The sequence below is a fragment of the Bradyrhizobium sp. WSM2793 genome, assembly GCF_000379585.1.
Classification (GTDB): Bacteria; Pseudomonadota; Alphaproteobacteria; order Rhizobiales; family Xanthobacteraceae; genus Bradyrhizobium.
Window position 1 is genome coordinate 1 of the sequence record NZ_KB902806.1, and the last position, 12417, is coordinate 12417.

Here is a 12417-nt window from a genome sequence, read left to right on the forward strand (position 1 = left end):
CTGGCCGTCGTTGCCACGGTCAAGCTTCCGCGGAGATGCGAGCGAGCCCAACCGGGCAGACTGCATCATCCAATTCGCGGGGCGAGGGAGGCCAGAAGGAATGGTCGGCTCCCGGGAGATCACGGCATAAGCCGTCCAGCCATCGCGCAGGGAAGGCCGAGTGATCGGCACCACCTGTATGCTGCTGTGCGGTTCTTTCTGCGTGTGCTTTTCGCGCAGCGGACCGCGGGTGCGAGCCAGCACCCGGCCTTCCCTGCGCCCTCTTGGATTTAGAGGGTGGCGAGACCAAGCAAAGCTCGGGCGAATTGCGCCGCGAGGACGCGAAGGCATGTCCGTGAGCTGAGCTGCGTGCCACAAACTCGATCTCGTAGGGTGGGCAAAGCGCAGCGTGCCCACGCCTTGTCGCTCATGGACGGCGCCGCTGGGATGTGCACTGGAGCATCGCAATGACAAGTGGAGACAGCGTGCGCCACGCTGCGCTCTCGTGCCCCGGACGCCGCACAGCGTCCCCGGCGATGCGAAGCATCCTCCCGTTCGATGGTGCGCTGCAGAGCCGGGCCATCCATCCGGATCATGCCCTGTCGGCCCTGGGTCCCCGCTCTGCGCAGCAACGCAAGTGCGTTACAACGCGTCCGGGACACGAGATCGGCACAACCAGGTCAGGCTACCTGACCATCTTTTGGCGTTGCAGTTGCTGCTATTTCTCGTCTAGAAACGGGTCACTGAGCCTCCCGGCAACCAACCGTCAATGGTTTTGACCGAGGATTTGGGGCTCAAAAGGGTCTGGCAATGCTGATTCGCGGCCAAATCGATGGGATTTCGGGGGAGGTGGCTCTGGCCGCCGCCACGATCCCGGCCGCGCTGCTGCCCACCCTCCTTATTGGCGGCCTCCTTCTTACTTGCCCCTGAGGGCCGGCTGGGCGCGACGCGCCTGGGCGCTCAGGGGCTGGTCGAGATCACCGGACACCTCAAGCGCCCAGCAGACTGACGGCGCAAAAGCTCAAAAGGAAATTTGCAATGGCCACCGCGAACAAGTCCGACAAGGACCGCGTCATCATTTTCGACACCACCTTGCGCGACGGCGAGCAGTGCCCCGGCGCCACCATGACCTTCGAGGAGAAGCTCGAGGTCGCCGAGCTGCTGGACGATATGGGCGTCGACGTCATCGAAGCCGGCTTCCCGATCACCTCGCAAGGTGACTTCGAAGCTGTGAGCGAGATCGCCCGCCGCTCCAAGAATGCCGTCATCGCCGGCCTGTCGCGCGCCCACCCGGCCGACATCGACCGCTGCGCCGAGGCGGTGAAGTTCGCCAAGCGCGGCCGCGTCCACACCGTGATCGCGACCTCGCCGCTGCACATGCGGGTGAAGTTGAACAAGACGCCGGAAGAAGTGCTCGAGACCTCGGTCGCGATGGTCGCCCGCGCCCGCAACCAGATCGACGACGTCGAATGGTCGGCCGAGGACGGCACCCGCAGCGAGATGGATTTCCTGTGCCGGATCGTCGAGGCCGTGATCAAGGCCGGCGCCACCACGGTGAACATCCCCGATACCGTCGGCTACACGGTGCCGGAGGAATACACCCACTTCATGAAGACGCTGATCGAACGCGTGCCGAACTCGGACAAGGCCGTGTTCTCCGTGCACTGCCATAACGACCTCGGCATGGCCGTGGCGAACTCGCTGGCCGGCATCGTCGGCGGCGCGCGCCAGGTCGAGTGCACCGTCAACGGGATCGGCGAGCGCGCCGGCAACGCGGCGCTCGAAGAGATCGTGATGGCGATCAATGTCCGCAACGACAAATTCCCGTACTGGAACAAGATCGACACCACCCAGCTCACCCGCGCCTCCAAGGTGGTGTCGGCAGCGACCTCGTTCCCGGTGCAGTATAATAAGGCGATCGTCGGCCGGAATGCGTTCGCGCATGAGAGCGGCATCCACCAGGATGGCGTGCTGAAGGACGCCTCGACCTACGAGATCATGCGGCCCGAAATGGTCGGCTTGAAGCAGTCCTCGCTGGTGCTCGGCAAGCATTCCGGCCGCCATGCCTTCGTGCACAAGCTGGAGGAGATGGGCTACAAGCTCGGCCCGAACCAGCTGGAAGATGCGTTCACGCGGATGAAGGCGCTGGCCGACCGCAAGAAGGACATCTACGACGAGGACATCGAGGCGCTGGTCGACGAGGAGATGGCGGCCTCGCACGACCGCATCAAGTTGACCTCGCTGACCGTGATCGCCGGCACCCATGGCCCGCAGCGCGCGACCATGAAGCTCGACGTCGACGGCCAGATCAAGATCGAGGAGGCCGAGGGCAACGGTCCGGTGGACGCGGTGTTCAACTGCATCAAGCGCCTGGTCCCGCACGAGGCCAAGCTGGAGCTGTATCAGGTCCACGCGGTGACCGAAGGCACGGACGCGCAGGCCGAAGTATCGGTACGGCTGTCGCAGGAGGGACGCGCGATGACGGCACGCGCGGCGGATCCGGATACGCTGGTGGCTTCCGCCAAAGCCTATCTCGGCGCGCTCAACAAGATCGTCATGAAGCGCCAGCGCGACAATGTGACGACGGCGGCGGCGAGCTGACGAACGTAGTTTGTCATTCCGGGGCGATGCGAAGCATCGAACCCGGAATCTCGAGATTCCGGGTCTGGTCCTTCGGACCATCCCGGAATGACGGCGCTGGCGGCGTGAATACCTGCCCTGCTAACGGCCAATAGCGGCTGCGTCTCCCAGCCGCTATTGATGCTGTCGACATAAAGATTGTCCGCCCGCGCGCCGGGCGGCTTAGAAAATAACAGGGAGAGATTATGCGCACCTTCGCGATCGCCGCGTCCATCGCGGCACTGGCACTCGGACTTGCCGGGCCGGCATCGGCGCAATCGCCGATCATCATCAAGTTCAGCCACGTCGTCGCCACCGACACGCCGAAGGGCAAGGGGGCGGAGAAGTTCAAGGAGCTCGCGGAAAAGTACACCGGCGGCAAGGTCAAGGTCGAGGTCTATCCGAACTCGACGCTGTACAAGGACAAGGAAGAGCTCGAGGCGCTGCAGCTCGGCAGCGTGCAGATGCTGGCGCCGTCCAACTCCAAGTTCGGACCGCTCGGCATCCGCGAGTTCGAGGTGTTCGATCTGCCCTACATCCTGCCCGACCTGAAGACGCTGCGGAAGGTGACGGAAGGCCCGCTCGGCACGCGGCTGCTCAAGCTGCTGGATGCCAAGGGCATCACCGGCCTTGCCTATTGGGACAACGGCTTCAAGCAGATGAGCGCCAACAAGAAGCTGATCACGCCCGCCGACTATCAGGGCGTCAAGTTCCGCATCCAGTCCTCGCGCGTGCTGCAGGCCCAGTTCAAGGCGCTCAGCTCGCTGCCGCAGGTGATGGCGTTCTCGGAAGTCTACCAGGCGCTCCAGACCGGCGTGGTCGACGGCCAGGAGAACACCTGGTCGAACATCTATACCCAGAAGATGCACGAGGTGCAGAAGTACATCACCGAGACCAATCACGGCTACATCGGCTACGTCGTGATCGTGAACAAGAAGTTCTGGGACGATCTGCCGGCCGACATCCGCGACCCGCTCACCAAGGCGATGAAGGAAGCGACCGACTTCAGCAACGCGCAGTCGCAGAAGGAAAACGACGACGCGCTGGCCGAGATCAAGAAGAGCGGCAAGAGCGAGATCATCAAGCTCACGGCCGAGCAGGACGACGCGATGCGCAAGGCGATGGAGCCGGTCTACAAGGACGCCGCCGGCCGCGTCGGCCAGCCGCTGATCGACGAATTCCTCAAAGAGGCCAAGAGCACCACGAACTGAGCACGACGAACTGATCGTTTCGAACGATGAACAAAGGCTTCCGTGCAGCCTGCACGGAAGCCTTTTTGTTGCGAATGATTTCCGATTGCGGCTGGAGGTAAAATCGGGCGTTACAATCCTGGCAAGGGCGCGCTTCCTGTCCAAGTTGTAAGTTGCGTGTCAGCGGCGTCGCGCCCATCTTCATGGACATCCTTCCAGAGGAGGTCCGGATGAAGAAGTTCACCATCGCCGCCATCGCCGTGCTCAGCATCGCCGGCTCGGGCGCGGTCTATGCGCAATATCATCGCCCGTGGATGGAGCACATCCGCCACATCCGCATGAACCCGGAAGACCGCGCCGCTTTTGTCGACGCGCGGATCGCCGCCGTCCATGCCGGCTTGAGGCTCAACGCCGACCAGGAGAAGCTGTGGCCGCCGGTCGAGGCTGCCGTGCGCGAATTCGCCAAGCTGCGCATCGACCGCGCCAATGCGCGGATGAATGCCGGCCCCGGCGATGCCGGCAAGGACGCCGACAGGCCGGAGGATCCGGTCGCCGGCCTGCGCCAGCGCGCCGAGGACATGGGCGCGACTTCGGCGGCCCTGAAGAAGATCGCCGATGCCGCAGACCCCCTCTACAAGACCCTGGACGAGGGCCAGAAGCGGCGCCTCGCCGTGTTGACCCGCCACCGCGGCCCGTTCGGCGGCGGCGAAGACGGCCCGCACCGCCACTTCATGGAACGCGGTATGGACCGCATGATGGAGCGCGGCATGGAGCACTTCCATCGTGACCGTTTCGACCGCGATGGCGGCCCCGACCGGGATCGCGAGGGCCGGCTCTGAGAAGGGCTGGATTTCGCGACCATTAACCCTGGAGAAGCCGCTGGAATCCAGCGGCTTTTCGCTTTCTGGGGACTGTGGAAAAACCTTCATTGCATCGCTTGCCAGACCCGGATCGCTTTGCTAAACGACCGACCTCGCAAGGCACTAACCGCCTTTCGGGCGCATAGCTCAGTTGGTAGAGCAGCTGACTCTTAATCAGCGGGTCCCAGGTTCGAGCCCTGGTGCGCCCACCATATAAATCAAGCACTTAGCGGTTTGATCGAACGGCAGAACCAGCGCCGTTTACACCACCGTTTACAATTTTGTTCGCGCTTCGAGCTTCAGCACGGCGGCTTCGGCAAGCTGAATGTCACGACCGAGGTAGTGCGCATCCAGGATGGCCTCGACGTCCTTCAACGAGTGCCCGGTGACGGCCGCGATCTGCGGCACGCTGGCGCCCGCGATGGCGAGGCGAACTACCGCCGTGCCGCGCAAATCATGAAACGTGAGGCCGTCGATGCCGGCACGCTCGCATGCCTTTCCCCAAGACGTCCGAAAGCCATCGGAGGTCCAGGGGCGGCCCAGTGTGTTCGTCAGGATCACCGGCCCCCGGCGGCTCGTCGCATCGAGCAGAGTCCTCAAGGGGGCGCCAGCGGGCATCGCAACCCGGCGGCCACCTTTCGATTGGCGAAGGCGAATGTAGGGGCTCTCGTAGGCCGACCAGGGGAGGCGTAGAAGATCTCCCTGCCGTTGCCCGCTCCAGAGAGCCAAGATCAGCGCTAGCTGGATCTCGTTGGAGGCGACCGCGAGAACCGCAGCAATGTCTTGCTCGGTCCAGATTTTATCCTTGCGGTCTGCTACGTAGAGGCGGCCGCCACGTTCGCATGGGTTGGTCGCGATGATGCCGCGGTCCTTCGCGAACGACATGACACGCGCCAGCGTTGTCCAGGCGTAGTCGGCCTTGCGAGGCGTCTCAACGAACGAGTCGCGCCAGGACTTGAATTCACCACGCACGCGGCGGTCGGCCAGAGCTGCGACTGGTAGGTCGCCAAACTCGTCTTCTATCAGCTTGACATAGGCGAGGTAGGCGCGGCGCGTCGAAGCGGCTAGGCCAGTGAACTCTGGTGCGGCCTTGTACTGCGCGATGATCGTCATGAACGTGCCTGAGCGTGGTTGCCGAAGACTTGCGTGTGCGTCGTGATACTCTCGAACGAATTCGGGTGAGCCTGGCTTGGCCTCGATAGCGGGGCCACCGCGCCACGCGTAAAAATGCACCTTCGTTTCGCCATTGGCGAGCTTACGCTTGACCCGATGAATTCCCTTAAGAACGACGCGCACGGTTTGCTCTCCATTCGTCTAAAGCAGATGATTCTTGTTTCGGTTGCAGGCCGCTCATTGCGTCTAACGCGATGTCGATAGCTTTGAGATCCCAGCGCGTTGTACGGGGGAGCGGTGGAGGTAGCCTGCCGGCTCGCACCCAAGCGGAAAAAGAGCTCGGCGATAGGTTGCAGTAGGAAGCCGCTTGCTGCCTACTCAGCAACCGAGGCGTGAGCGGTCGGCAGGGCGTCGAATCGACGCCCTGGGTTGTGGTTGGGTTTGAGAAACGGATAGCCGCACTAGTGCTTCCACGAGATGTGCGACGATCAGAAGCGGGCGAATGTTCGTCCGTTAGACGCGCCTTGCGCGCGCTGTCAGCAAAGTCCGACTCCATTTTGACGTGTCAGTCGCCGGTACCAACGGCGATTGTTTCACGTGACTCGTCTTAAGACTGAGTGGGAGGAGATCCGACGTAACACCGGATATACCGTGTGTATGCCAAAAACATACGTCAAAACAGCCGTGAAGTCAAAGGTGAGGTCGCTCCGACCCGATTGATTTCTAGGCCGCGTTTTTGGAGGGCCGCTCGCCTCGAGTGTCTTAGAATCGACCGACTACCTTCGCCCGGACCGATTAGCGTTAACCGGACGCGGGATCCGAAATTGACAGGAGCTAAATTGAAATTCTGACTGGCGGAGCACCAACGCCGTGCAATTGGGGCCCATGCGGCCAACAAGATGCGGCGATCCTTGGACCTCTCTATTGAACTGCATAGGGGCTCGTACTATGTTCGTGATCAGGAGAGCGTGCGTATAGTGGACAGACGCCGACAGTCTCATCCTTTCTCTACTGAGCCAAAGTGCCAGTCATCACGTGGACGTGGACTTCGCCCCGCTAGCTGCGGCCGATTTGGCATGTGCTCCGTAGATTCCAACTCAATCAAACGGGTCACACTTTGGTGTGCAGTGCCGGCGATCTGAGCCGCACTCTGAGCATGGGCAGCTCGTCTCTGAGTGCCATGAAAACCCGCTAAGAATTGAGACCTCAAAAATGCCGCTTGGAAAAATGTCGAAAGAGGATTCGCTCGAAGTTAGCCGATGGCTAAAGAACGTGAACTTCAAGAACCTTCATTTTGGGCCAAAAAAGAAGAAGAAAAGCAAGTCTCCGTCACGGAAACCGCCGAAGGCCAACCACGGCCCGAGCGCGGCAACCGAAGTGCTTATGATTCTGCCGATATCTGAGATCGAAGTAGGGCATCAGTTGTTGGCACCAGATCTCGCGGCGATCGCTGAATTGAAGGCTTCGATTTCCCTGGGTGGCGATGTTGCGCCACCTATCGTAGTGCGCAAGCGACGAAATGGGACCTATGAGCTCCTGGACGGCCATACCCGTCTTGCCGCGCTCAAGGAGATCGGCTCGACGACGATATCAGCGATTGTTTGGTCGAACCTGGGCGACTGGGACGCAAAATTTAGAAGGAACGCCGGTCAGCGAGGCAGAGTTCGGACGGCCCTCGACCGCGCCCTGATCGATAATGAGCTGTTTGAGCTGATGAAGGAGAAGGTGTCGCAAGATGCGACACCTCGTGGTGGACGACAGCCTGAGGAGCAGTATATCCGTAAAGCAGCGAAGCAGCTCAACTTGTCAAAGGACCGACTCATCAGATCGAGAAAGATCGCAGGCATCGACAGCGAGGTGCGGCAGAAAATTCGCGAGCTGGGTCTCGACGACAACCAATCAGTTCTCCTTGACGTCGCAGGTGCTGGAGACGCTGCGAAACAGATGCAGACGTTGGAGCTGCATCGGGCCAAGACCGAGACGGGCTCCAAGCCGCGGCAGCAGGGAACGCGAACACGCAGTAGCGCGGCGAAGAACGAGTTTCGCAGTAGGTCCGACTATCCTGAGAGAAAGCTCAATCCGAGGTCGCGCAAGGAACTGGGCCGGGCTGATCGGGACCTCTCCGATACGAATGGCGCATTGGGCAGCAACTTCGAACGGGACCCCACCAACGACAAGGAGACGAAAGTCCTAGTCCGAATGAAAGCTTCGGACTGGGACGAAATCGAGCGGCAGCAAGCTGGTGCTCGGTATACCCTCTCCGCAATTTGTGTTCGGCAGAAATGGTGCTCCCTGAAGATAACCAAGATCGAAAAAACCAGCGGGGACGTTGATGCCCCGGATGTGACCGACGGCAATTGGGACGAATAAGTCGCGGCCATGGGTGGGGTGCGGCGGCTATAGGTAAGCTGCACCCCATTTCTGGGTCTCCTTAAGAGGCCGCGTAGTTTGATGGAGCAGGTAGCGTCCTGCGCGGCTGTGTCAGAGATCAACCTGTAAAATGCTAATTCAGAACACATAGCCGACGCGCTCAGTGGTTGCCCCGATGCGCGGTACTGCAAAGTGGAGAGTTCAGCCTCTCCATATGGCTTCGCTTGTTCTGAATTCATTCAAAAACCAGCTAGGTCGAGATCGCACATGACAACTTATCGCCAACTCTCGGAATCTGAGCACCGGGAAAATCTCGTTGAAGCCTATTCGCACCACATCACTGAGCTAATGGATCAAGGGCGACGGGCTTACTACCTGAATTTCATGTTCAACCAATTGCCAGGGTCACGTGAGACACAGATTCACATCATGGTGCAAGAGGTAGAGCGAGTTCACTGGCTCCTCATGCACCATATTGTCCGAAGGCCAAACGCGGTGCGCTTTGCGCACCTGCGGCCGATCTTTTTCGGTTGCCCCGACCTCCCGGTCTTTAAGTGGAATCGGGACAAGGTTGGCCAGTCGGCGACGGCCAACGACGGGCTTCACTTCAATGTGGTTGCTCTTGTGCCGCCGCGAACCGATCCGGTTCTTCCGGTTGAATTTCAGTATTGGCTTCGGGGGCCACTGTCGCGCTTGACGGTGCCGTTGGACCAGCACTTTCAGGAGAGTAGCCGAAAGTATCTGAACGGTCGGTTGTCGCGGATCGATGTTACCCCAATCACAGAAGGCACTATGGCCGACTACACCTTGAAGACGTTCAAGCATGGCCGCATAGACGAGGACTCCATTCTCGTTCTGAGGTAGCTCAGCTTCCACGCAGGGCCTTGGATAGCCGTTCGTTGTGAATGCTAGATGGAATAGCGACTGTCGTGGTAGGCGGCTGTGCATTCCAAGCTTTTAAGTGCATTCTAGAGATCGCCGGACGCCGGGAGAGCCTTTCGTTCCTGATCGCGCAATGATGAGAGCCCCGTCCGAAATGGCGGGGCTTTCTTCGTTGATGCATGCCCACGAGACAAGATCATGCCGGACGGCATTCGCCATCTTGTAAATACCCGTTGTGACCAGCCGCGCTGCTGCGGCCAACAATGGAAAGAACATCATGACTTACGACGTCGCCCCTGCGGGGCTAAACACCGATATCCAACCAGGAGAAAATGCCCGCAAGTTAAACCCGCGCCTAGTCGAAGACCTTGTTCACGCTATCGCCGCGTGCGAAAAAAGCCCGCTCGTACCGGCTGTTGTTGCAGGCGTGGCTCGTCTTAACACCGACGATCATTGTTTGCGAAATCTCACTCGCGACATAAGGGACGACCTTCCGCTCCTTTTACGAAAGAGTTCGGCAAAGCATCTTTGGCAGTTGTCGGCGAAGCTGTGGGCTTGCGCGAGGCTCGCGGAAGAAGTCGTGAAGCCGCAGCCCGGGCTCGCGCGAACCGCCCGGCTTCTGAACAAATTTGAGAATCAAGTGTTCGGCTTGGCAGCGCACGCTGATGATATGGTAGCTGACGCGGGCATATCCTAGGGAAAGGCCACTTCGCACGCTGACGATCCTCCGGACAGCGTTCTGGTCGCTGTTCGCAAACAACGCAACGAGCCCTGTTGAACCGGTGGGGCTCGGTTGTTTTTAAATACCAGCGAGACGCCTGACACATGTTGCGCCGAGATCGAGGGCTCCACAGAGCCTGCCGCATGGCCTTGCTGTCTCGGTTTAGTCGCGCCCAATCCCCTTGCGGGCAATCATGACGCGACCGGCCCAAGTGTCCTTTTGCTTCCTCGGCTAACCGGGCCGGGACCGTCTTGGAGGAGAGGTATATCAGTCAGTCGTAGCGAGCAGATCCTTTGGTGGTGATCCACCCCAAGCCCAATGCCCGATACCGCAGCGCGGTCCCGTCTACTAATACCTGTCTCAACATTAGCAATCGCTTCTTAGCGGTGCGGTGCCCAAAGTTGTGTTTTCTAGCGTGTTGGTGGTCAAAAAAACTCAATGCACGGTCATCGAAATAGCCGCGGCGATTCTAGCTTCTTCGTCGATTCTAGCCACACGCGAAGCTTCCAAAATCTGTCGGTAAAGATTGGATCCAATTCTCGGGATCAATAAGCTGACCGTCTTCCCGGTGCCGATCACGCAGCCCAGCGGCAGTTTTCTGGCGAGCGCGCTCACCCCCGCGGGCTGTCGGATCAGGATTCGGAAGTCCATGTCCATAGCCGCGGAGACGATGCTGTCCTTCAGGACAGTGAACCGAGCGCCACGAGGATTTCCACTGTCATCCAAACCGAGAACGTAGACTTGGTCTGCGCCCGGCGGTTCTCCTTTTTTGGCCCATTATAACTCCCGGAGTGGTCGCAGCGACGAAGTAGCGTATTCGCTCGTCGCTGCGTAAAGCTCTGCGTTAGAACTTTGGAGAGGGTACTGAAGCCCGTTGCTTCTCCAGGAGGGCATTCTGATCTAGGTCCAAAAACCGAGGCTCATTGATAGTGAGCACCCATGACGGAACGGGAGAATTTGCGGATCGCGGTTCGCTAGAATATTGATCGAGCTCCATCGTCGAGGAGTCGCTGAGGTGCCAAATTCGGTTAAATGGCCGGGTATGAAATTGTGCAGAGATTAGGCCAGCGAGTTCTTGTGCCTGTGCGCCAGATTGGAAGATGTAGGAAACGGCCGTCACCACGTTGGGCGACATGTTCTCTGTCAATCGGACGACAAGCTGATTGCTGTTGTTAGTCTTACATTCCAAGATCGTTGGTTTTGGCGACGAAACGCTGCATCCATTTTCGGTCATAGCGGCCTTTGCTGCCGCCGCAGTCATGCCGGTTGCTACCCCCAGAATACCCCGTTTCGTAAAGGCATAGATTTCCGTTGAGCTTTTATCCGCCCGAGTGAAGGTGGTCGCAACGTGCTTCCAGCTTTCGTAATCCTCCGGCCGAAGCAAAAAGAAGGGCTGCGCGCCCCGGACGGCATTTTTCAGGCTCTCAGCGGTGCCGCCATGATCATAGCTTGTCGCGGCGACGGACGGTTGACCGATAATTCGACCGTCTCGATCCAAGTCGAAACTGACAGCATAGTTGAGGTTGACTTGGGGAGCAGGAAACCAATGCTGCATTATTTGGGCACGGATTACCGCTATGGGGTCGGGCGGTGGCGTCTGCGCAAGCGCCGACGAACACGCGAACATTGAGAGTAGAGCAAACCATTTCAACATTTGTGATCTCTGTTGTGAGTTACGTATTAGGCAGATGCGGTTTCAGTTGAGCGCCAAGTTACCCTTCAACGGACGCGTAGATGAGGAAACCCAATATCATGCGATGATCCACGCGACCGCGTAGTAGGGACGCTGCTTCAAGCGTTGTGCCCTCAGGACAGGTAGACCGGCGCGAGTAAGACGGCTGTGATCCGGGTTGCCCGAGAGCCATACCCCGCCTGCTGCAGTCTGCGATCATCGAGCCAGCCCAAAAGAGCGTTGACGGCAAGGGGCACCTGGTACGGTAGTCCTCTGCTTGGATGATACGGAAACCCAAGCGCCAGAGAGCGAACTGCAGCTTGCTGATTGCTGGCGCTCACCACACCCTCGATCACCCCGACAACGAGGGGCAGAAGGGCGAGCACCCAGACGAAACCATTGCCAATGTGGCTGGCCGAAATCGCAGGAGGCTCGGCAGCCACTAGGTCACCAATGTCGGTCTCCCGAAGGGGCTTCCATTCCGGCATTCCCTTTCGCCAGACCTGGGTGTCCGCGTCGATCTGCTTTTTTTCAAGAGATCCGTGATGGTGTCGGCAGTTATTGGGCCTCGCCGACCGCCGTTCACGACGTAGTACCACTCGTTTTGATGCGGGCTGGTTCGTAGCCCCGAGGTTCGGCAGGGGCGGTGGCGCAGAGAGTTCTTCGGTCACTTTGGCTTTCCTCTTTCTACAGACGTTTTTGAAAGTCGCCCTCGCTTGAACCCAAATTCTTATTGATAGGGAATATAGTCCCTAGAGACTATATGCCCGATGGTGCTCCATCCGGCAATGCAGGATTGGCGCGTCATCGTTGGCAATAATGTCCGGCGTATTCGCCAGCAGCGTCGGCTAACCCAAGAAAAGTTGGCGTTTGAGGCTGATCTGGACTTGACCTACATCGGCGGGATCGAGCGAGGGCGGCGTAACCCCAGCCTCTTGGCGATGGCTCGGATTGCTGAGGCATTGTCGGTGCCGCTCGTCAAACTCTTGAGCGAACAGTGAGGATAGGCTT

11 protein-coding genes, 1 tRNA gene and 1 pseudogene are annotated in these 12417 nt (G+C 59.5%); 8 read left to right on the forward strand and 5 right to left on the reverse strand.

Going from position 1 to position 12417, the window contains the following annotated elements; translation table 11 throughout:
- Positions 1-243, reverse strand: a pseudogene (locus tag A3AS_RS49420) (hypothetical protein); the annotation flags it as partial.
- Between the two features lie 774 nt (positions 244-1017).
- Here A3AS_RS49420 and A3AS_RS0132280 point away from each other — a divergent pair.
- The 4 genes from A3AS_RS0132280 (at position 1018) to A3AS_RS0132295 (ending at position 4860) form a co-directional block, all read left to right on the forward strand.
- Positions 1018-2580: a 2-isopropylmalate synthase gene (locus A3AS_RS0132280; protein WP_018321622.1), complete on the forward strand. Its 1563-nt coding sequence runs from the start codon at positions 1018-1020 to the stop codon at positions 2578-2580.
- 224 nt (positions 2581-2804) lie between these two features.
- The gene (locus tag A3AS_RS0132285; protein WP_018321623.1) at positions 2805-3809 is read left to right on the forward strand and encodes a TRAP transporter substrate-binding protein; all 1005 of its coding nucleotides are present in this window, start codon (positions 2805-2807) and stop codon (positions 3807-3809) included.
- Positions 3810-4018: 209 nt separating this feature from the next.
- Positions 4019-4627, forward strand: a complete 609-nt coding sequence (locus A3AS_RS0132290; RefSeq protein WP_026202589.1) for a Spy/CpxP family protein refolding chaperone — start codon at positions 4019-4021, stop codon at positions 4625-4627.
- Positions 4628-4784: 157 nt separating this feature from the next.
- A tRNA-Lys gene (locus A3AS_RS0132295) sits at positions 4785-4860 on the forward strand.
- A 61-nt stretch (positions 4861-4921) separates the two neighbouring features.
- On the opposite strand, the gene A3AS_RS0132300 is transcribed toward A3AS_RS0132295, so the two are convergent.
- Complete coding sequence (locus A3AS_RS0132300) at positions 4922-5944, reverse strand: tyrosine-type recombinase/integrase (RefSeq protein ID WP_026202590.1); 1023 nt, start codon at positions 5942-5944, stop codon at positions 4922-4924.
- Between the two features lie 1029 nt (positions 5945-6973).
- Between A3AS_RS0132300 and A3AS_RS0132305 the strand changes: the two genes are divergently transcribed.
- The 3 genes from A3AS_RS0132305 to A3AS_RS47810 all read left to right on the forward strand — a co-directional run bounded on the left by A3AS_RS0132305 (position 6974) and on the right by A3AS_RS47810 (position 9710).
- Entirely contained in the window at positions 6974-8131 is a 1158-nt protein-coding gene (locus A3AS_RS0132305) for a ParB/RepB/Spo0J family partition protein (RefSeq protein WP_084674958.1), read from the forward strand.
- Positions 8132-8398: 267 nt separating this feature from the next.
- The gene (locus tag A3AS_RS0132310; RefSeq protein ID WP_018321627.1) at positions 8399-8995 is read left to right on the forward strand and encodes a hypothetical protein; all 597 of its coding nucleotides are present in this window, start codon (positions 8399-8401) and stop codon (positions 8993-8995) included.
- 295 nt (positions 8996-9290) lie between these two features.
- On the forward strand, positions 9291-9710 hold the full coding sequence (locus tag A3AS_RS47810) for a hypothetical protein (RefSeq protein ID WP_157644442.1): 420 nt from the start codon (positions 9291-9293) through the stop codon (positions 9708-9710).
- Positions 9711-10169: 459 nt separating this feature from the next.
- Here A3AS_RS47810 and A3AS_RS0132325 read toward each other — a convergent pair whose 3' ends face one another.
- From A3AS_RS0132325 to A3AS_RS0132340, 3 genes are all read right to left on the reverse strand, one after another.
- The gene (locus A3AS_RS0132325; protein ID WP_157644443.1) at positions 10170-10385 is read right to left on the reverse strand and encodes a hypothetical protein; all 216 of its coding nucleotides are present in this window, start codon (positions 10383-10385) and stop codon (positions 10170-10172) included.
- A gap of 193 nt (positions 10386-10578) precedes the next feature.
- Positions 10579-11388 (reverse strand): hypothetical protein, encoded by an 810-nt coding sequence (locus A3AS_RS0132330; RefSeq protein ID WP_018321631.1) that lies wholly within the window; start codon positions 11386-11388, stop codon positions 10579-10581.
- A gap of 152 nt (positions 11389-11540) precedes the next feature.
- Complete coding sequence (locus A3AS_RS0132340) at positions 11541-12077, reverse strand: DUF4339 domain-containing protein (protein WP_157644444.1); 537 nt, start codon at positions 12075-12077, stop codon at positions 11541-11543.
- A 99-nt stretch (positions 12078-12176) separates the two neighbouring features.
- On the opposite strand from A3AS_RS0132340, the gene A3AS_RS0132345 reads away from it, so the two are divergent.
- Positions 12177-12407, forward strand: coding sequence for a helix-turn-helix domain-containing protein (locus A3AS_RS0132345; protein WP_018321634.1), 231 nt, complete (start codon positions 12177-12179; stop codon positions 12405-12407).
- The last annotated feature ends 10 nt before the right edge of the window (positions 12408-12417 follow it).

Excerpts from the sequence above, each read along its gene's own strand:
- A3AS_RS0132280 (WP_018321622.1), top strand. The coding sequence starts at position 1,018 with ATGGCCACCGCGAACAAGTCCGACAAGGACCGCGTCATCATTTTCGAC.
- A3AS_RS0132285 (WP_018321623.1), top strand. The coding sequence starts at position 2,805 with ATGCGCACCTTCGCGATCGCCGCGTCCATCGCGGCACTGGCACTCGGA.
- A3AS_RS0132290 (WP_026202589.1), top strand. The coding sequence starts at position 4,019 with ATGAAGAAGTTCACCATCGCCGCCATCGCCGTGCTCAGCATCGCCGGC.
- A3AS_RS0132305 (WP_084674958.1), top strand. The coding sequence starts at position 6,974 with ATGCCGCTTGGAAAAATGTCGAAAGAGGATTCGCTCGAAGTTAGCCGA.
- A3AS_RS0132310 (WP_018321627.1), top strand. The coding sequence starts at position 8,399 with ATGACAACTTATCGCCAACTCTCGGAATCTGAGCACCGGGAAAATCTC.
- A3AS_RS47810 (WP_157644442.1), top strand. The coding sequence starts at position 9,291 with ATGACTTACGACGTCGCCCCTGCGGGGCTAAACACCGATATCCAACCA.
- A3AS_RS0132325 (WP_157644443.1), bottom strand. The coding sequence starts at position 10,385 with ATGGACTTCCGAATCCTGATCCGACAGCCCGCGGGGGTGAGCGCGCTC.
- A3AS_RS0132330 (WP_018321631.1), bottom strand. The coding sequence starts at position 11,388 with ATGTTGAAATGGTTTGCTCTACTCTCAATGTTCGCGTGTTCGTCGGCG.
- A3AS_RS0132345 (WP_018321634.1), top strand. The coding sequence starts at position 12,177 with ATGGTGCTCCATCCGGCAATGCAGGATTGGCGCGTCATCGTTGGCAAT.